The 17,961-nt window shown below is 69.0% G+C and carries 15 protein-coding genes and 1 tRNA gene; 12 read left to right on the top strand and 4 right to left on the bottom strand.

All coding sequences use genetic code 11. From position 1 onward, the window contains the following. The 4 genes from ACFV5N_RS12795 to ACFV5N_RS12780 all read left to right on the top strand — a co-directional run. Positions 1-530: pyruvate kinase alpha/beta domain-containing protein (locus ACFV5N_RS12795; protein WP_385597944.1), on the top strand; the 530-nt coding region annotated here is incomplete at its 5' end. A 137-nt stretch (positions 531-667) separates the two neighbouring features. Further along, a complete protein-coding gene (locus ACFV5N_RS12790; RefSeq protein WP_385597942.1) occupies positions 668-1,816 on the top strand; it encodes a Gfo/Idh/MocA family protein in 1,149 nt (382 codons plus the stop codon). Next, a complete protein-coding gene (locus tag ACFV5N_RS12785; protein WP_385597939.1) occupies positions 1,813-2,751 on the top strand; it encodes a PmoA family protein in 939 nt (312 codons plus the stop codon). Before ACFV5N_RS12790 ends, ACFV5N_RS12785 begins: the two co-directional genes overlap by 4 nt. 16 nt (positions 2,752-2,767) lie before the next feature. Then, positions 2,768-3,517, top strand: a complete 750-nt coding sequence (locus ACFV5N_RS12780) for a cupin domain-containing protein (protein ID WP_385597936.1) — start codon at positions 2,768-2,770, stop codon at positions 3,515-3,517. Positions 3,518-3,529: 12 nt separating this feature from the next. Here the strand turns inward: ACFV5N_RS12780 and ACFV5N_RS12775 are convergent, their stop codons facing one another. Together ACFV5N_RS12775 and ACFV5N_RS12770 are read right to left on the bottom strand one after the other, a co-directional pair. After that, positions 3,530-4,297 (bottom strand): transcriptional regulator, encoded by a 768-nt coding sequence (locus ACFV5N_RS12775; protein ID WP_385597933.1) that lies wholly within the window; start codon positions 4,295-4,297, stop codon positions 3,530-3,532. Positions 4,298-4,415: 118 nt separating this feature from the next. Further along, positions 4,416-4,488, bottom strand: a tRNA-Leu gene (locus ACFV5N_RS12770). A 100-nt stretch (positions 4,489-4,588) separates the two neighbouring features. On the opposite strand from ACFV5N_RS12770, the gene ACFV5N_RS12765 reads away from it, so the two are divergent. The 6 genes from ACFV5N_RS12765 (at position 4,589) to ACFV5N_RS12740 (ending at position 10,728) form a co-directional block, all read left to right on the top strand. Continuing rightward, the gene (locus ACFV5N_RS12765; protein ID WP_019433776.1) at positions 4,589-5,248 is read left to right on the top strand and encodes an ANTAR domain-containing response regulator; all 660 of its coding nucleotides are present in this window, start codon (positions 4,589-4,591) and stop codon (positions 5,246-5,248) included. Positions 5,249-5,525: 277 nt separating this feature from the next. Then, the gene (locus ACFV5N_RS12760; protein ID WP_385597929.1) at positions 5,526-6,707 is read left to right on the top strand and encodes a branched-chain amino acid ABC transporter substrate-binding protein; all 1,182 of its coding nucleotides are present in this window, start codon (positions 5,526-5,528) and stop codon (positions 6,705-6,707) included. Between the two features lie 103 nt (positions 6,708-6,810). Beyond that, complete coding sequence (locus ACFV5N_RS12755) at positions 6,811-7,734, top strand: branched-chain amino acid ABC transporter permease (protein ID WP_369266516.1); 924 nt, start codon at positions 6,811-6,813, stop codon at positions 7,732-7,734. Next, the gene (locus tag ACFV5N_RS12750) at positions 7,731-9,062 is read left to right on the top strand and encodes a branched-chain amino acid ABC transporter permease (protein ID WP_385597926.1); all 1,332 of its coding nucleotides are present in this window, start codon (positions 7,731-7,733) and stop codon (positions 9,060-9,062) included. The genes ACFV5N_RS12755 and ACFV5N_RS12750 overlap by 4 nt, the downstream gene beginning before the upstream one ends. Next, the gene (locus ACFV5N_RS12745; protein WP_385597923.1) at positions 9,062-9,955 is read left to right on the top strand and encodes an ABC transporter ATP-binding protein; all 894 of its coding nucleotides are present in this window, start codon (positions 9,062-9,064) and stop codon (positions 9,953-9,955) included. The genes ACFV5N_RS12750 and ACFV5N_RS12745 overlap by 1 nt, the downstream gene beginning before the upstream one ends. Continuing rightward, positions 9,952-10,728 carry an ABC transporter ATP-binding protein gene (locus ACFV5N_RS12740; RefSeq protein WP_385597920.1) on the top strand — a complete coding sequence of 259 codons (777 nt, stop codon included), beginning with the start codon at positions 9,952-9,954 and terminating at the stop codon, positions 10,726-10,728. Before ACFV5N_RS12745 ends, ACFV5N_RS12740 begins: the two co-directional genes overlap by 4 nt. Before the next feature lie 34 nt (positions 10,729-10,762). Here the strand turns inward: ACFV5N_RS12740 and ACFV5N_RS12735 are convergent, their stop codons facing one another. Next, positions 10,763-11,269 carry a PaaI family thioesterase gene (locus tag ACFV5N_RS12735; RefSeq protein WP_385597917.1) on the bottom strand — a complete coding sequence of 169 codons (507 nt, stop codon included), beginning with the start codon at positions 11,267-11,269 and terminating at the stop codon, positions 10,763-10,765. A 61-nt stretch (positions 11,270-11,330) separates the two neighbouring features. Next, a complete protein-coding gene (locus tag ACFV5N_RS12730; RefSeq protein WP_385597914.1) occupies positions 11,331-13,622 on the bottom strand; it encodes an FdhF/YdeP family oxidoreductase in 2,292 nt (763 codons plus the stop codon). Positions 13,623-13,828: 206 nt separating this feature from the next. Between ACFV5N_RS12730 and polA the strand changes: the two genes are divergently transcribed. Together polA and ACFV5N_RS12720 are read left to right on the top strand one after the other, a co-directional pair. Next, positions 13,829-16,537, top strand: a complete 2,709-nt coding sequence (gene polA / locus ACFV5N_RS12725; RefSeq protein ID WP_385597911.1) for a DNA polymerase I — start codon at positions 13,829-13,831, stop codon at positions 16,535-16,537. A 210-nt stretch (positions 16,538-16,747) separates the two neighbouring features. Further along, the coding region (locus ACFV5N_RS12720; protein WP_385597908.1) for a lytic murein transglycosylase at positions 16,748-17,961 on the top strand (1,214 nt) is incomplete at its 3' end.

Genomic DNA, 17,961 nt, shown 5'->3' with positions numbered 1-17,961 from the left:
GCACCGACGCCGTCATGCTCTCCGGCGAGACCAGCGTCGGCCGCTACCCCATCGAAACCGTCCGCACCATGAGCCGCATCGTCACCGCCGCCGAGGAAGAAGTCCTCGGCCGCGGCCTCGTCCCCCTCGACGAAGCAGCCAAACCCCGCACCCAGGGCGGCGCCGTCGCCCGCGCCGCCGCCGAGATCGGCGACTTCCTCGGCGCCTCCCTCCTCGTCGCCTTCACCCAGAGCGGCGACACCGCCCGCCGCCTCTCCCGCTACCGCTCACCCATCCCCCTCGTCGCCTTCACCCCCGACCCCGCCACCCACGCCCAGCTCACCCTCACCTGGGGCGTCGAGACCTACCTGGTCCCCACCGCCGCGTCCACCGACGAGATGGTGACGCAGATGGACGAGCAACTGCTGCGCATCGGCCGCTGCCGCAAGGGCGAGACCGTGGTGATGACCGCCGGGTCCCCGCCGGCCATGTCCGGCACCACCAACCTCGTCCGCGTCCACCACGTCGGCGAGGACGACACCCCCCACTGACCCACCCACACCCCACCAGACGACGGGCGCCGGCCGGATCGGGCGGCGCCCCTTGTCATGCCGGGCGACGGCATGGTTGGCTTTTGGCGCATTCCGATTGAAAGCGCTTACTACCGCCCAGCCAGGAGTCGCATCACATGGCTGACCACCCCGCCCGCACCCGCATCCGCACCGCCGTCGTCGGCACCGGCGGCATCGTCACCGGAGCCCACCTCCCCGCCATCGCCGCCCACCTCGACGAACTCGAACTCGTCGCCGCCGTCGACATCGACCAGGACCGGCTCAACGCCTTCCACACCACCGCCACCGCCATCGACGGCATCGGCCCCGTCACCGGCCACACCGACCTCGCCACCATGCTGGCCACCGAACGCCCCGAACTCGTCCTCCTCGGCACCCCACCCTCCCTCCACCACCAACAAGCACGCGCCGCCCTCGCCGCCGGCGCCTGGGTCTGGGCCGAAAAACCCCTCTGCCTCACCCTCGCCGAATTCGACGACATCACCGCCGCCGAAGGCCCCACCGGAACCGGCCCCTACGCCGCCGTCGTCGCCCAGCACCGCTACGGCTCCGGCACCACCCACGCCCGCCGCCTCCTCACCACCGGCGCACTCGGCGCCCCCCGCGTCGCCCACTGCCAGACCACCTGGTACCGCAACACCGACTACTACGCCGTCGACTGGCGCGGACGCTGGGCCACCGAAGGCGGCGGCCCCACCATGGGCCACGGCATCCACCAAACCGACCTCCTCCTCCACCTCCTCGGCGACTGGACCGAAATCCGCGCCCTCGCCGGCCGCCTCGTCCACGACATCGAAAGCGAAGACGTCTCCACCGCCCTCGTCCGCTTCGCCAACGGCACCATCGCCACCGTCGTCAACAGCGTCCTCTCCCCCCACGAAGTCAGCCGCATCCGCATCGACTGCGACGACGCCACCGTCGAACTCACCCACCTCTACGGCCACACCAACAACGACTGGGTCTACACCCCCCGACCCGGCATCGACGACACCCGCGTCACCCACTGGCGCACCAACCCCGACGACACCCCCAGCTCCCACGCCGCCCAACTCGCCGGCATCATCCACGCCTACCGCACCGGCACCCGCCCACCCGGCAGCGGCCCCGACGCCCGCCGCACCATCGAATTCAACGCCGCCCTGTACAAAGCCGCCTTCACCGGCCGCCCCGTCCACGCCGGCGACATCACCCCCGACGACCCCTACTACACCGCCATGCACGGCAACCACCCCGACTGGGCCCCCGCCACCGAGGAGCAGCAGTGACCGACGCCCCCCTCACCGTCACCCACACCCACGGCGAACGGATCAGCGTCGACGCCGCGGGCACCGAAATCCTCTCCTACGTCTACCGCCCCGACCCAGAAGCATACGAATCACCCAAACCGTACGCCCACCCCCTCCGCACCCTCGGCGGCCACCTCGTCACCGGCTACCGCCCCAACGACCACCGCTGGCACAAAGGCGTCCAGATGACCGCCAGCCACCTCTCCGAACAGAACTTCTGGGGCGGCAACTCCTACATCCAGGGCCAGGGCTACCAGCGCATCCCCGAACGCGTCGGCTCCATGCGCCACGACGGCTTCACCTCCGTCACCACCACCCCCCAACGCGCCGACATCACCGAAAACCTCACCTGGATCAACCACAGCGGCCAGCACTGGGCCACCGAAACCCGCACCCTCGCCATCCACACCGCCGACACCCACCACAGCGCATGGACCCTCGAATGGGCCATCGACCTCACCAACGTCCGCGGCGAACCCCTCCACTTCGGCAGCCCCACCACCGCAGGCCGCACCATGGCCGGCTACACCGGCCTCCAATGGCGCGGCCCCCGCGACTTCACCGGCGGCCAGATCCTCACCCCCACCGGCCCCAGCACCGACGCCGACACCATGGGCACCCCCGCCACCGACACCCCCTGGATCGCCTTCACCGCCCAGCACGACGACCACGACGGCCACTCCACCCTCATCTTCGACCACGCCCCCGAAAACACCGGCGACGCCGCCATCCACCCCTCCCACTGGTTCGTCCGCTCCACCCCCATCCCCACCGTCGCCTTCTCCTGGGCCTTCTTCGACGAATTCGAACTCCCCCCCGGCGACTCCTTCCACTACCGCTACCGCATCGTCATCGCCGACGGCGCCTGGGACACCGACCGCATCACCGGCTACCTGAAGAACCACCCCTGGTAACGACAGGACGGAACCCATGACCAGCCTGCACAACCCCCTCCCCGGCGCCGTCGGCGTCTCCCACATCACCGCCTACGACTGGCCCGCCCCCGACGGAGCCTGCGGCGGCAGCCCCCACATGCACCTCGCATGCACCGAGGCCTACGTGGTGACCGCCGGAGAGGGGGCGGTGCAAACCCTCACCCCCACCGGATACACCGAAACCCCCCTCCACCCCGGCGTCATCGCCTGGTTCACCCCCGGCACCATCCACCGCATGATCAACGGCGACGGCAACCTCCACGTCACCGTCCTCATGCAGAACAGCGGCCTCCCCGAAGCCGGCGACGCCGTCTTCACCTTCCCACCCCACATCCTCGCCGACCCCGACCACTACGCCCGCGCCGCCGCCCTCCCCGGCAAAGAAGGCCCAGCCGTCGAAAAAGCCGCACGAGCCCGCCGCGACCTCGCCCTCGAAGGCTACGAAGCACTCCGCTCCGCAACACGCGACGGAAACCCCGAACCCCTCCACGCCTTCCACCAAGCCGCCGCACGCCTGGTCGCCCCCAAGGTCGCCGAATGGCGCACCCGCTGGCAGGACGGCGCCCTCGCAGCAGCCCGCACCACGGAAGAACACCTGACCGCCCTCGCCGCAGCCGACCCCACCCACCTGTCCCGCGCCCGCATCACCACCAGCACCCCGACCCGCGCGGCGGGCTACGGCATGTGCGGACGCCGCCAGGAGTACGAGATCCCGGGCACGACGCTGCCGTACTACGGCGAGTAGCGGACCGGACGCTCAGAACTTGGGCCCGACATGGGCGTCCATGAGCGCCACAGACGCCCTGCGGGCGATCGACACATTGAACGGATCGGCACCGCGCGCCAGCACCGTCCACTCCACACCGACCATGCGCAGGGCGTCGGTGAACAGCGCGCGGATGTCGCCCGACTTGTTGCTGAAGAAGTACCGGGGGTACTCGTACCGCTTCCGCTCACCACCGACGACCTTGGTCGTCCAGTTCACGACGCGACAGCCGTCCGAATGAATGAGCCCCCGGATGAACGGCCACGGGTGCGCCCGGACGATGGCCTGCTGCCAGGACTCCAGGACGATGGGCCGCTGATACTTCTTGCCGGGGCCATGCTGAGGGAAGAGGCAGGGCCAGTGATTGCTGTACGAGCTGACCATGACGCACCCCTGCTTCGGCACCCGGCTGATCCGGTTGGCCGGCCGGACTGCCCGCATTGCCGTTTCGCATGTGGTGATGAGACCGGGCCAGGCGTCCGAGCAGGCGATGCGCATGACGTGGGTGCGCGGCTGTCGGCTGATGCATCCGTCGCCGAGATAGAGGCCGAGAAGGTAGGCGTAGGCAACCCGGTCGGCCGGTGGCTGAGGGTTCGGTCCGCACCACGAGCAGGCGTGGGAAGGCGCGCGGGGTTCGGGGTGTTCGCGCCACGAGCGGATGGCGGAGCGTGAGGCACCTGTCAGCTGACTCACCGAGTTGAGGCTTCGGCCCTGGGCCAGAAGGTCGAGCGCGCGGCGCCGGGTGGCAAGGTCGTACATGCCTCAAGCCTGAGCACCGGGTGTGGCCCTGGCAGGTGTTCGACGTCGCGTTCACCTGCATGTGTGAAGATCGCCAACCGTGCCAGTGGCAGGCGCGACCTTGGAATCGAAGGTAAAGTACCCCGGGTGGGATTCGAACCCACGCTATATGCTGTTTGAGAGCATTGCCTCTACCGCTGGGCTACCGGGGCTTCCTGCGATAGCAAGGCTACCGGAAACCCGCTGTGCCTCAAACCTACCCCAGATAGGTACTCTCGAGGTGCCCCCATCCTGCAGGAAACGAGGAGCAACGTGAGCACCCCCGAGGTCCCCGACGAGCCCACTGACACCGGCACCGGCGCGGGAAGCGCGCATGTGCCGCCGTTGACCACCCGTGTCGTCATCGCCGAGGACGAGGCCCTGATCCGGCTGGATCTCAAAGAGATGCTGGAGGAAGAGGGCTATTCCGTCGTCGGGGAGGCCGGGGACGGTGAACGGGCGGTCGAGCTGGCGCGGGAGCTGCGCCCGGATCTGGTCATTCTCGATGTGAAAATGCCCGTCATGGATGGCATCTCCGCCGCCGAAAAGATCGCCGGGGAGGCGATCGCCCCGGTGTTGATGCTGACCGCTTTCTCGCAGCGTGATCTCGTGGAGCGGGCGCGTGACGCGGGGGCGATGGCGTATCTGGTGAAGCCGTTCAGCAAGAGTGATGTGATCCCGGCGATCGAGATCGCGGTGTCGCGCTTCACTGAGCTGAAGACGCTGACCAAGGAGGTCGCGGATCTGGCGCAGCGGCTGGAGACGCGGAAGCTGGTGGATCGGGCGAAGAGTGTGCTGCAGACGCAGTACGGGTTGTCGGAGCCGGCGGCGTTCCGGTGGATTCAGAAGACGTCGATGGATCGGCGGTTGTCGATGCATCAGGTGGCGGAGGCTGTGATTCAGGACGCTGAGGAGAAGAAGCAGCGGAAGTAGGTTTGAGCGGGTTGGTTGGGGGGAAGCCGGGCAAAGTTTGCCCGGCTTCCCCCTTTTTTGCTGCCTCTTCGGGGGTGGCGTGGTGTCTTGGCTGGATTGTTCGCTCAGCGGTAAGCAGTGTTCTGTTTCCGACGCGTGACGCAGATCACGAGGCGGTCACATCTGTGTCGGTTGTCTATCTGTGCCGCGTGTATGGGCAATAGATTCCGCACACGCCATGCGGTTGTCGTGGGGCGTTGCTAAAGATCTTCTCGCTGGCCTCCAGGGGGTTTTGCTCGTGCTCAACAGATCCATCGTGAAGCTGGCGATACCTGTCGCCATCGGCGCGCTCGCGCTCTCCGCGTGCGGTAGTGACGATGGCGACAGCAATGGCGGCGGTGGCGGGGGCGGCGGCACCACGTACAAGATCGCCTACCAGGGTCCGCTGTCGGGTGACAACGTGGCGCTCGGCGAGAACATGCAGAACGGGATTCAGCTGGCCATCAACGAGGCCAATGAGTCGGGGGACTACGACTTCACGGTGGAGTACGTGGCCACCGATGACCGGGGTGTGGAGGGTCAGGCGACGGCTGCGGCGCAGCTGGTGATCGATGACGAGGATGTGATCGCTGCGATCGGTCCGGCGTTCTCGGGGCCGGCGGAGGTGGCGGCGCCGCTGTACGGGGAGGCGGGGGTGCTGGCGGTGTCGTCGTCGGCGACGAACCCGACGCTGACGGAGCAGGGTTTTCCGACGTTCTTGCGTGCGGTGCCGAACGACTTCGCGCAGGGTGCGGGGATGGCGGAGTTCCTGGCGGCTCAGGATGGTGTGGAGAAGGTCATCCTGGTCGACAATGTGACGCCGTACGGTGAGGGTCTGGCGGAGGTGGCGGAGGCGTCGCTGACGGAGCTGGGTCTTGAGGTGGAGCGGTCCAGTGTTCCGGTGGATACGCCGGATTACAGTGGTGCGGCGCGTACGGTGGTGCAGTCGGGTGCGGATGCGCTGATCTACGCGGGTTACTACCAGACGGCGGGTCCGTTCGCGGCGAGTCTGAAGGATGCGGGTTTCGACGGGGTCGCGGTGTCGGGTGACGGCACGAATGACATGCAGTTCCTGTCGTTGGCGGGTCCGGCTTCCGAGGGTTGGTATCTGACGTGCCCGTGTACGGATGCGACGGCGGATGAGGCGACGGCGGATTTCGCGGAGCGTTATCAGACGGCGTTCAATCAGCCGCCGGGTACGTATTCGGCGGAGTCGTACGACGTGGCGCAGATGATCATCAGTGCGATCGCGGAGCTGGGTGCGGAGGCGAACCGGGGGTCGTTGTACGAGGCGGTGGCGACGGGTTCGTACGAGGGGCTGACGAAGACGTTCTCGTTCGATGAGAACGGTGAGTTCACGAATGACGCCATCTTCATGTACCAGGTGCAGGGTGATGACATTGCGTATCTGGGGCCGATCGAGGAGTTGACGGGCGGCTGACCGGCGGGTTGCCCGTCGCTTTCCCAGTGAGTTGTCGGCGGGGCGCGGTGTGTCATCGCGCCCCGCTTGCTTTGTGCCCGTTTCGCTAAAGGAAGTCGGCTCGATGTCCCTACAGGATTTCTGGGATGTTTTCGTCCTCGGGGTGGTGCTCGGCTCGCTGTATGCCGTGATCGCCATTGGTTACACTCTTGTTTATGGTGTTCTTCAGCTTCTGAACTTCGCGCACAGCGAGGTGTTCATGTCCGGCGGTTTCGGCGGACTCATTGTGTTGACGGTGGTGGTGCCGGCGGCTGATCCGAGTGGGTTTCAGTCGGCGGGTTATGTGCTGCTCGGCATGCTGGCGGGGGCTGCGCTCGGTGGTGGTGTGGCGTACGGCTTGGAGCGGGTGGCGTATCGCCCGTTGCGGAGGCGGGGTGCGCCGCGTCTGGTGTTTTTGATCACGGCGATCGGTGCGTCGTTCTTTATTTACAATCTGGCGGGCAAGATTTTCGGCCGGAATGCGAGCCGGATGCCGTCGATGTATGAGAACAAGACGTTGTTCACGTTGTTCGGGGCGCCGATCAATGTGACGCAGGCGCTGGTGGTGGTGTCGGCGGTGCTGATGCTGATCCTGGTGGACTTCGTGGTGAATCGTACGAAGTTGGGGTCGGGTATCCGTGCGGTGGCGCAGGATCCGGAAGTGGCGTCGTTGATGGGTGTGAACATCGACAAGGTGGTGTCGCGGACGTTTGTGCTGGGCGGGTTGATGGGGGGTGTGGCCGGCTTCTTGTACGGGACGACGACTCAGGTGTGGTACACGATGGGTTTCTTGCCGGGTATTACGGCGTTCGCGGCGGCGGTGCTGGGGGGTATCGGCAATGTGCGCGGGGCGATGCTGGGCGGGATGGTGTTGGGTGTCGTCGAGGCCATGACGGTGGAGATCTGGGGCGACGCGTGGCGGTATGTGGGCGCGTTCGCGGTGTTGGTGGCGGTGCTGATGTTCCGTCCGACCGGGATTCTGGGCGAGCGGGTTGCGAGGACGGCATGAGCACGGTGAAGGTTTCGAAGGGCCGGGAGCGGGTGCCGTCGGCGGCGAGCTTGCGGCGGGTGCGCTGGTATCAGGAGGCGCGCTGGAAGCGGCTGGCGGCGCTGTTGGTGCTGGCGGTGGTGGGTGCGCAGGTGACGGGGGTGCAGGGCACTTCGACGGACATCTTTTATGCGCTGGGGGAGAATTTCAGTGGTGTGGGGATCTGGGTCTGGCTGGCGCTGTGTGTGGGCGTGTGGGTGATCCGGGAGTTTCTCAGTGAGCCGGTGAACCGGGGGTGGGTGTCGGCGCGGGACCGGGTGTCGCAGCCGGTGGCGCGGGTGCGTGGTGTGTGGCAGGGGGATCCGCGGCTGCGGTACGGGGGTGGTGCGCTGCTGTTGGCGGTGCTGGTTCTGTTGCCGTTGTGGCTGTCGACGTACTGGCAGCAGGTGATGGTGGATCAGATCGCGATTTTTGTGCTGTTGGCGATCGGTTTGAATGTGGTGATCGGCTGGGCGGGGATGCTGGATCTGGGCTTTGTGGCGTTTTTCGCCATCGGGGCCTATTCGGCGGCGTTTTGGACGGGTTCGCTTCCGGTGGAGCCGCCGGTGGTGCTGAATACGTTCCTGGTGATTCCGATCGCGATTGTGACGTGTCTGCTGGCGGGGGTGTTGCTGGGGGCGCCGACGCTGCGGTTGCGGGGGGATTATCTGGCGATCGTGACGCTGGGGTTCCATGAGATCGTGTATCTGGCGGCGCGGAACTGGACGGATTTCACCGGTGGTTCGCGGGGTGCGCGGATGTCGGAGCGGTTTGTCATCGATCTGGGGTTCTGGCGGTTTGAGTGGGGGCTTGATCCGAAGCCGTATTACTGGTTGTTGCTGGGCTTCATCGTGGTGATCATTTTCTTGTTCCTGCGGCTTGAGCATTCGCGGGTGGGCCGGGCGTGGACGGCGATCCGTGAGGATGAGGTGGCTGCTGCCGCGACGGGTGTGAACACGGTGCGGATGAAGTTGCTGGCGTTTGCGATCGGTGCGTCGACGTCGGGTGTGGCGGGGGTGGTGTACGCGAGTAAGGTGGCGTTCATCTCGCCGGAGAATTTTGTGCTGCTGTTGTCGATCCTGGTGCTGGCGTATGTGATTTTCGGTGGTATGGGGTCGATTCCGGGGGTGCTGGCGGGGGCGGCGTTGTTGATCTGGCTTCCGGAGTATCTGCGGGATTCGGTGGATCCGCAGGATCGGTTCATGTACCTGGGTGCGCTGCTGGTCGTGATGATGATTTACCGGCCGCAGGGTTTGTTGCCGTCGAAGCGGAGGCAGCGTGAGCTTCGACTGGCGGAGGAGAAGGCGTGATGGCCAAGACGGAGCAGGTGGCTGGGGCCGGCGGGAACGTGCTGGAGGTTTCCGGTGTCACGTTGCGGTTCGGTGGTCTGACGAGTCTCGATGAGGTGTCCTTGTCGATGGGCCGGGGGGAGATCCTGGCGATCATCGGGCCGAATGGTGCGGGGAAGACGTCGTTCTTCAATTCGGTGACGGGCGCGTATCTGCCGCAGGAGGGCACGATCGGTTTTCTGCCCCGGGCGGGTGGCCGGCACGAGTTGCGGGGCTGCAAGCCGTTTCTGGTGTCGCGGCACGGGGTGTCGCGTACGTTCCAGAACATCCGGCTGTTCGGGGCGCTGACGGCGCTGGAGAACGTGAAGATCGCGGTGGAGACGCGGCAGAAGACCGATGCGGTGTCGATCATGCTGGGGTTGCCGCATGCGCGGCGTGCGGAGCGGGAGAGTGATCGGCGGGCGCACGAGGTGCTGGCGTTCGTGGGTCTGGAGGGCCGGCTGAATGAGTTGGCGTCTTCGCTGAGTTATGGCGAGCAGCGGCGGCTGGAGATCGCGCGGGCGCTGGCGACGGGGCCGGAGTTGTTGCTGCTGGATGAGCCGGCGGCGGGGACGAATCCGACGGAGAAGCGGGATCTGGAGGATCTGATCCGGCGGATCAATAGGGATCTCGGGGTGAGTGTGCTGCTGATCGAGCACGACATGAAGCTGGTGATGTCGGTGGCCGATCGGGTGGTGGTGCTGAACTTCGGGAAGAAGATCGCGGAGGGGACGCCGGGTGAGGTGCAGCGTGATCCGGCGGTGATCGAGGCGTATCTGGGTGCTTCGGCGGAGGAGGACGCGGCGGCGGTGGCGGATGTGGTGGCCGGGCAGGCCGCTTCGGATGCCGCCGAGGGTGAGGTGAGGGGCGCATGAGTACGCGGCTGACGAAGGATGAGGCGGCGGAGGTTCCGGGGGCCGGTGCGCCGGTGGCTCCGGCGTTGCTGGAGTTGCGTGCGCTCCATGTGTTCTATGGGGCGATCGAGGCGCTCAAGGGTGTCGAGCTGACGGTGGCGGAGGGGGAGGTCGTCGCGCTGCTGGGTGCCAATGGTGCGGGCAAGTCGACGACGTTGAAGACCGCTTCGGGGATGCTGAAGCCGCGTTCGGGGGAGGTGGTGCTGCGCGGGGAGCGGGTGGACGGGATTCCGTCGCACGAGCTGGTGCGGTTCGGTATCGGGCATGTGCCGGAGGGGCGGCGGGTGTTCGCCCGGATGTCGGTGGTGGAGAACCTCCAGATGGGCGCGTACCGGTTGCGGCGTCCGGATCCGGCGGACATGGACCGGGTGTTCACGTTGTTCCCGCGGCTGGCGGAGCGCCGTAAGCAGTTGGCGGGGACGTTGTCGGGTGGCGAGCAGCAGATGCTGGCGATCGGGCGGGCTTTGATGGGCAAGCCGGAGTTGTTGTTGCTGGATGAGCCGTCGATGGGTCTGGCGCCGCTGATCGTGCAGCAGATTTTCGACATTCTGCGGGAGATCAACGAGCAGGGGACGACGCTGCTGCTGGTGGAGCAGAACGCTTCGCAGGCGTTGCAGTTGGCGGATCGTGGCTATGTGCTGGAGACGGGTGCGGTGGTGATGTCGGATGACGCGTCCGAGTTGCTGACGCATCCGCGGGTGCGGGCGGCGTATCTGGGGGAGGCCGCCGAGTAGGGCGGCCTCCCGTGGGGTGAGCCCCGTCGCCGGGTCAGTGGGCGGCGGGGTTCGTCGTGTCCGCGGTGTCCGTGGTGCCGTTGGGGGCGGCGGGGCGCAGGGCGCAAGTGAGGCGGGCGGTGCAGACGCGTTTGCCGTGGTCGTCGGTGATGACGATGTCGTAGGTGGCGGAGGTGCGTCCGGCGTGGACGGGGGTGGCGGTGCCGGTGATGGTGCCGGAGCGTACGGCGCGGTGGTGGGTGCAGTTGAGGTCGACGCCGACGGCGATTTTCTGCGGGCCGCCGTGGAGCATGGCGCCGACGGAGCCGAGGGTTTCGGCGAGGACGGCGGAGGCGCCGCCGTGGAGGAGGCCGTAGGGCTGGGTGTTGCCCTCGACGGGGAGGGTGCCGACGACTTTGGTGGGGGAGGCCTCCTGGACCTGGAGGCCCATGCGGGTTCCGAGGGCGCCGGCGGAGAACAGCCGGGGCAGGTCGATGCCGAGGCCGGCCCACTGTTCGAGGGTGTCGTGCGGGAACCGGGTGCGGGTGGTCTGGTCGGTCATGGCGTACGGCTCCGATCGGGCGCTTTTGGCGTGACGGGACGGTGGTCCGTACAGGGTTGTATCAGGTGGTGTGGCGGGTGGTGGGGGTGAGGCGGATGACGATGGATTTGCTGGTGGGGGTGTGGGAGGTGGTGGCGGTGGCGTCGAGGGGGACGAGGACGTTGGTTTCGGGGTAATAGGCGGCGGCGCAGCCGGGGGCGGTGGGGTAGTGGACGACGCGGAAGCCGGGGGCGGTGCGTTCGGTGCCGTCGGTCCATTCGCTGGTGAGGTCGGCGTAGGTGCCGTCGGGGAGGCCGAGGCGGTGGGCGTCGTCGGGGTGGACGAAGATGACGCGGCGGCCGCCTTTGATGCCGCGGTAGCGGTCGTCGAGGCCGTAGATGGTGGTGTTGTACTGGTCGTGGCTGCGGAGGGTTTGCAGGAGGAGGCGGCCTTCGGGGAGGTGGGGCCAGGTGAGGGGTTCGGCGGTGAAGTGGGCTTTGCCGGTGGTGGTGGGGAAGGTGCGGCTGTCGCGGGGTGGGTGGGGGAGGGCGAAGCCGCCGGGGCGGGTGACTTTGGTGGTGAAGTCGTCGAAGCCGGGGATGACGCGGGCGATGCGGTCGCGGATGCGGTCGTAGTCGGCGGCGAATTCTTCCCAGGGGGTGGTGGAGTCGGGGCCGAGGACGCGGCGGGCGAGGGCGCAGAGGATGGCGGTCTCGGAGCGCAGTTGGGGGGAGGCGGGGGCGAGGCGGCCGCGGGAGGCGTGGACCATGCCCATGGAGTCCTCGACGGTGACGAACTGGTCGCCGCCGTCGGGGCGGTGGTCGCGTTCGGTGCGGCCGAGGGTGGGGAGGATGAGCGCGCGGCGGCCGGTGACGCAGTGTGAGCGGTTGAGTTTGGTGGAGACCTGGACGGTGAGGCGGGCGCGGGCGAGGGCGGCTTCGGTGACGGCGGAGTCGGGGGTGGCGGAGGCGAAGTTGCCGCCGACGGCGAGGAAGACCTTGACGCGGCCGTCGCGCAGGGCGCGGATGGTGTTGACGGTGTCGAGGCCGTGGTCGCGGGGCGGCGCGAAGCCGAATTCGCGTTCGAGGGCGTCGAGGAGTTGGGGGGTGGGGCGTTCGCAGATGCCCATGGTGCGGTCGCCCTGGACGTTGCTGTGGCCGCGGACCGGGCACACTCCGGCGCCGGGGCGTCCGATGTTGCCGCGCAGGAGGAGGAAGTTGACGATCTCCTGGATGGTGGGGACGGAGTTCTTGTGCTGGGTGAGGCCCATGGCCCAGCAGACGATGATGCTGCGGGAGGCGAGGATCATCTCCAGGGCGGCTTCGATGGTGTCGCGGGTGAGGCCGGTGGCTTCGAGGGCCTGGTCCCAGGTGGTGGCGCGGGCGGCGGTGGCGAAGTCCTGGAAGCCGTGGGTGTGGTCGCGGATGAAGGTGTCGTCGGTGGCGCCGTCCCGCTCCAGCAGGAGTTTGTTGAGGATCCGGAAGAGTGCCTGGTCGCCGCCGAGCCGGATCTGGAGGAAGAGGTCGGTGAGGTCGGTGCCGGGGCCGGCGAGTCCGCGGGGGGTCTGGGGGTTGTGGAAGTTCCGCAGGCCGGCCTCGGGCAGCGGGTTGATCGTCATGATCTTGGTGCCGGCGCGTTTGGCGCCTTCGAGGGCGGTGAGCATCCGCGGGTGGTTGGTGCCGGGGTTCTGGCCGGCGACGATGATGAGGTCGGCTTTCTCCAGGTCTTCCAGCAGGACGCTGCCCTTGCCGACGCCGAGGGTGTCGCCGAGCGCGTAGCTGGAGGACTCGTGGCACATGTTGGAGCAGTCCGGCAGGTTGTTGGTGCCGAACTCGCGGGCGAACAGCTGGTAGACGAAGGCGGCTTCGTTGCTGGTGCGGCCGGAGGTGTAGAAGGCGGCCTCGTCGGGTGAGTCGAGTGCCTTCAGTTCGTCGGCGATGAGGTCGAGGGCGGCGTCCCAGCCGATGGGGGTGTAGTGGGTGGCGCCTTCGGCCAGGTACATGGGTTCGGTGAGCCGGCCCTGCTGGCCGAGCCAGTAGCCGGAGCGTTCGCGCAGGTCGGCGACGGAGTGTTCGGCGAAGAAGGCGGGGGTGATGCGGCGCAGGGTGGCTTCTTCGGCGACGGCCTTGGCGCCGTTCTCGCAGAATTCGGCGGTGTGTGGTTTGGCGGGCTCGGGCCAGGCGCAGCCGGGGCAGTCGAAGCCGTCGTGCTGGTTGACGCGCAGCAGGGTGAGGGCGGTGCGCCGCAGGCCCATCTGCTGCTGGGCGGTGCGCAGGGCGTGGGTGATGGCGGGCAGGCCGACGGAGGATTCCTTGGGGGCGCCGACCTGGGGGGCGTCCTGGACCGGATCGGAGGCGGGCGGCTTGGCGGACATGGGCGGCTCTCCTTTGACGCGGACGGCGGACGGCGGCCGGGGCGCGGTCGGGTGGCCGCGCGGGCTTGGGGGTGATCGTGTCATGCCGGGCGGCCGGTGGCACGGGTCGGGCGCGGTCGGGTACGGACCGTCGCGGCCGGGGGCGGCGGGGCGGGGCGGATCGTGGCCGGGCGGGACTGTCGGTGGTCCGTGGGAGGATCGGTGACGTGGCTGAGAACGCATCGCACCCCCAGACGACCTCGGCGCCGCGGCTGCTCCTGCTGGACGGGCACTCGCTGGCGTACCGCGCGTTTTTCGCGCTGCCCGCGGAGAACTTCACGACGGCTGTCGGGCAGCCGACGAACGCGATCTACGGCTTCGCCTCCATGCTGGCGAACACGCTGCGTGATGAGGAGCCCACGCATCTGGCGGTGGCGTTCGACGTGTCGCGCAAGACCTGGCGCTCCGATCGCTACGACGGGTACAAGGCGACCCGCTCGGCGTCCCCCGACGAGTTCAAGGGGCAGGTGGAGCTGATCGGGGAGCTGCTGGACACCATGCGGGTGCGGCGGTTCGCGGTGGAGGGGTTCGAGGCGGACGACGTGATCGCCACCTTGGCGACGCGTGCGGCCGACGAGGGCTTCCAGGTGTCGATCGTCACCGGTGACCGGGACTGTTTCCAGCTGGTGAGTGACCGGGTGACGGTGCTGTATCCGACGAAGGGGGTCTCGGAGCTGACCCGGTTCACGCCGGAGAAGGTGGAGGAGCGGTACGGGCTGACTCCGGCGCGTTACCCGGATTTCGCGGCCCTGCGCGGTGACCCGTCGGACAATCTGCCCGGCATTCCGGGGGTGGGGGAGAAGACGGCCGCCAAGTGGATCCACCAGTTCGGCTCGCTGGACGCGCTGCTGGAGCGCGCGGACGAGGTGAAGGGCAAGGCCGGTGCCAATCTGCGCGAGCACCTGGAGTCCGTGCGGCTGAACCGGGAGCTGACCGAGCTGGTCCGCGACATGGAGCTGGAGTGCGGCCCGGTGGACCTGGTGCGCTCGCCGTACGACCGGGAGGCGATGACGGTCCTGCTGGATGTGCTGGAGTTCCGCAACCCCAGCCTGCGGGAGCGGCTGTTCGCGGTGGACCCGGGCGTGGCCGGGGAGGAGACGGTTCCGGCCGAGGGCGTCGCCGTCGACGGCACGGTGCTGGCCGCCGGTGAGCTGGGCCCGTGGCTGGCCGGGCAGGAGGGGCAGCGGCTGGGTGTGGCCACGCTGGACGACTGGAAGCTCGGCGCCGGCGCGGTGCGCGCGGTGGCGCTGGCGACCGGTGAGGGCCCGGCGGCCTGGTTCGATCCGGCGGCGCTGGACGAGGCGGACGAGCGGGCCTTCGCGGGCTGGCTGGCGGACGCCGGCCGTCCCAAGGTGGTGCACGGTGCCAAGGGTTTGATGCGGGTGTTCGCCGAGCACGGCTGGCAGCTCGCCGGGGTCGCCATGGACACCGCCCTGGCCGCGTATCTCGTCCAGCCGGGCCGTCGCTCCTTCGCCCTGGACGCGCTGAGCGTGGAGTTCCTTGGCCGTGAGCTGGACCGGCCCGAGGACGACGGCGGGCAGCTGGCGTTCGGCGCCGACGACGAGGCCGAGGCGCAGGCGTTGATGCGCCAGGCCCGTGCCGTCCTCGACCTGGGGGCGGCTTTCGAGGGCCGGCTGGCCGATGTCGGCGCCGCCGAACTGCTGCACGACCTGGAGCTTCCGGTCTCCGCGCTGCTGGCCCGCATGGAGCGTGCCGGGATCGCCGCCGACCGCGCGCATCTGGAGCGGATGGAGCAGCGGTTCGCCGCCGCCGTGCAGCAGGCGGTGGGCGAGGCCCACGCCTCGGTGGGCCACGAGTTCAACCTCGGCTCGCCCAAGCAGCTCCAGGAGGTGCTGTTCGGCGAGCTGGGCCTGCCGAAGACGAAGAAGACCAAGACCGGCTTCACCACCGACGCGGACGCCCTGCTGTGGCTGGCGGGGCAGACCGAGCACGAGCTGCCGGTGATCATGCTGCGGCACCGGGAGCAGGCCAAGCTGCGCACCACCGTGGAGGGGCTGATCAAGACGATCGCCTCGGACGGCCGTATCCACACCACGTTCCAGCAGACCGTCGCCGCCACCGGCCGGCTGTCCTCCACCGACCCCAACCTGCAGAACATCCCGGTGCGTACCGACGAGGGCCGCGCCATCCGGGGCGGGTTCGTGGTCGGCGAGGGCTACGAGACGCTGCTGACGGCCGACTACAGCCAGATCGAGCTGCGGGTGATGGCCCATCTGTCGCAGGACGCCGGGCTGATCGAGGCGTTCACCTCCGGTGAGGACCTGCACACCACGGTCGCCTCGCAGGTGTTCGCGGTCGGCAAGGACGAGGTGGACGCGGAGATGCGCCGCAAGATCAAGGCGATGAGCTACGGCCTGGCGTACGGCCTGTCGGCGTTCGGTCTCTCGCAGCAGCTGTCGATCAGCCCGGACGAGGCGCGCAAGCTGATGGACACCTACTTCGAGCGCTTCGGCGGGGTGCGGGACTACCTCCAGCGGGTCGTCGACGAGGCGCGCGCCACCGGATACACCGAGACGATGCTGGGCCGCCGCCGCTATCTGCCGGACCTCACCAGCTCGAACCGGCAGCGCCGGGAGATGGCCGAGCGGATGGCGCTGAACGCCCCGATCCAGGGCACGGCGGCGGACATCGTGAAGATCGCGATGCTGCGGGTGGACGAGGCGCTGAGGGAGAAGGAGCTGCGCTCGCGGATGCTGCTCCAGGTCCACGACGAAATCGTGCTGGAGGTCGCCCCGGGCGAGCGCGACGCGGTGGAGGCCCTGGTGCGGGAGCAGATGCCGCGGGCCGTCTCGCTGCGTGCCCCGCTGGATGTGTCCGTCGGCTGGGGCACCACCTGGGAGGCGGCCGCGCACTAGCCGCGCACCGGCCGCCCGTGCGGCGCGGTGACGGCCCGGCACCGAGCGGTGCCGGGCCGGGCGTCGCCCCGGGGAAAGTCCAAGTTCCTCAAAGTGTCACGGGGTTGGGACACGTGTGCGGCGTCGGACGCCTGCGGGCGGCGGTGTTCGCACGTATCGTACTGTCGGACCTGTCGACGGGTACCAAGCGTGACAAGGGAGGGGACGCGCGTGACGTTGCGCAGCGGGAGGTTCCGCAGGGGCATATCCGGGTCGGCGGTGGCGGCGGCGGCCATGGCCGCCCTGACCGCCTCCCAGGCCTCCGAGGTTCTGGCCACCGAGCCCGCCGGGGAGCCCGACCCCCGGGAGAACGCGGCACAGGAACAGCCCGGCACCGACCGGGGACACCTGGGGCTGCCCTACCACACCGAACTGCCGCCGCTGGTCCCGATCGGTCCGGCGGAGCCGCCGCTGGACCTCGGGGACGGCCCGGAGGGCGAGGCGGGGGGCGGCGCGGGCATCCCGCCCGGCGCGGCGGAGTCCGGCATCCCGGCCACCGTGCTGGACGCCTATCTGCGGGCCGAGGCGGCCCTGGCCTCCTCCACCCCCGGCTGCGGCCTGGACTGGGAGGTGCTGGCGGCCATCGGCAAGGTCGAGTCCGGGCACGCGAGCGGCGGCCGGGTCGACGCCGACGGCAACACCCTCACCCCGATCCGCGGCCCGCAGCTCAACGGGAACGGCTTCGCGAAGATCCTCGACACCGACGGCGGCCGGTGGGACGGCGACCCGGTCTACGACCGCGCCGTGGGGCCGATGCAGTTCATCCCCTCCACCTGGGCCTCGTGGGGCGCGGACGGCAACGGGGACGGCATCAAGGACCCCAACAACGTGTACGACGCGACGCTGGCCGCCGGGAACTATCTGTGCGCCGGCGGCCGGGACCTCACCACCGAGGACGGGCTGAACCGGGCGCTGCTGAGCTACAACTACTCCTGGGACTACGTCCGCACGGTCCGCTCCTGGCTGGAGTTCTACTCCCAGGGCGTCCACGAGGTGCCGGACGGCACCGGCCAGCTGCCCACCAGCCCCGGCCCGGGCCGGGACGGCGCGCGGCAGCCGGACCGGGAGGGCACCGACCGTGCCCCGCAGACCCCCGGGACCGGCGACCGGGAGAAGCCCGCCGGAGGGAAGCCCGCCGGGGAGAAGCCGGCCGGGGAGAAGCCGGCCGGGGAGAAGCCCACCGCCCCCAAGCCGGCCGACCCGATCGGAGGCGGCGTCAAACCGGTCGACCCCAAGCCGACCGATCCGCCGGACGACTCGGACGACCCGGATGACTCGGGCGACCCGGATGATCCGGACGGGCCCGGCAGCCCCGGTGAGCCCGGCGATCCGGGTGAGCCCGGCGGGCCGGACGACCCGGACGACCCGGACGACCCGGATGACCC

Origin of the sequence: Streptomyces sp. NPDC059853, assembly GCF_042731495.1 — a bacterium.
In the GTDB taxonomy this organism is placed as follows: Bacteria; Actinomycetota; Actinomycetes; order Streptomycetales; family Streptomycetaceae; genus Streptomyces.
Note: the sequence above shows the minus strand (reverse complement) of the source record. Positions and strands in the feature narration are given on the sequence as shown.

Excerpts from the sequence above, each read along its gene's own strand:
- ACFV5N_RS12790 (WP_385597942.1), top strand. The coding sequence starts at position 668 with ATGGCTGACCACCCCGCCCGCACCCGCATCCGCACCGCCGTCGTCGGC.
- ACFV5N_RS12780 (WP_385597936.1), top strand. The coding sequence starts at position 2,768 with ATGACCAGCCTGCACAACCCCCTCCCCGGCGCCGTCGGCGTCTCCCAC.
- ACFV5N_RS12775 (WP_385597933.1), bottom strand. The coding sequence starts at position 4,297 with ATGTACGACCTTGCCACCCGGCGCCGCGCGCTCGACCTTCTGGCCCAG.
- ACFV5N_RS12755 (WP_369266516.1), top strand. The coding sequence starts at position 6,811 with ATGTCCCTACAGGATTTCTGGGATGTTTTCGTCCTCGGGGTGGTGCTC.
- ACFV5N_RS12750 (WP_385597926.1), top strand. The coding sequence starts at position 7,731 with ATGAGCACGGTGAAGGTTTCGAAGGGCCGGGAGCGGGTGCCGTCGGCG.
- ACFV5N_RS12745 (WP_385597923.1), top strand. The coding sequence starts at position 9,062 with ATGGCCAAGACGGAGCAGGTGGCTGGGGCCGGCGGGAACGTGCTGGAG.
- ACFV5N_RS12740 (WP_385597920.1), top strand. The coding sequence starts at position 9,952 with ATGAGTACGCGGCTGACGAAGGATGAGGCGGCGGAGGTTCCGGGGGCC.
- ACFV5N_RS12735 (WP_385597917.1), bottom strand. The coding sequence starts at position 11,269 with ATGACCGACCAGACCACCCGCACCCGGTTCCCGCACGACACCCTCGAA.
- ACFV5N_RS12730 (WP_385597914.1), bottom strand. The coding sequence starts at position 13,622 with ATGTCCGCCAAGCCGCCCGCCTCCGATCCGGTCCAGGACGCCCCCCAG.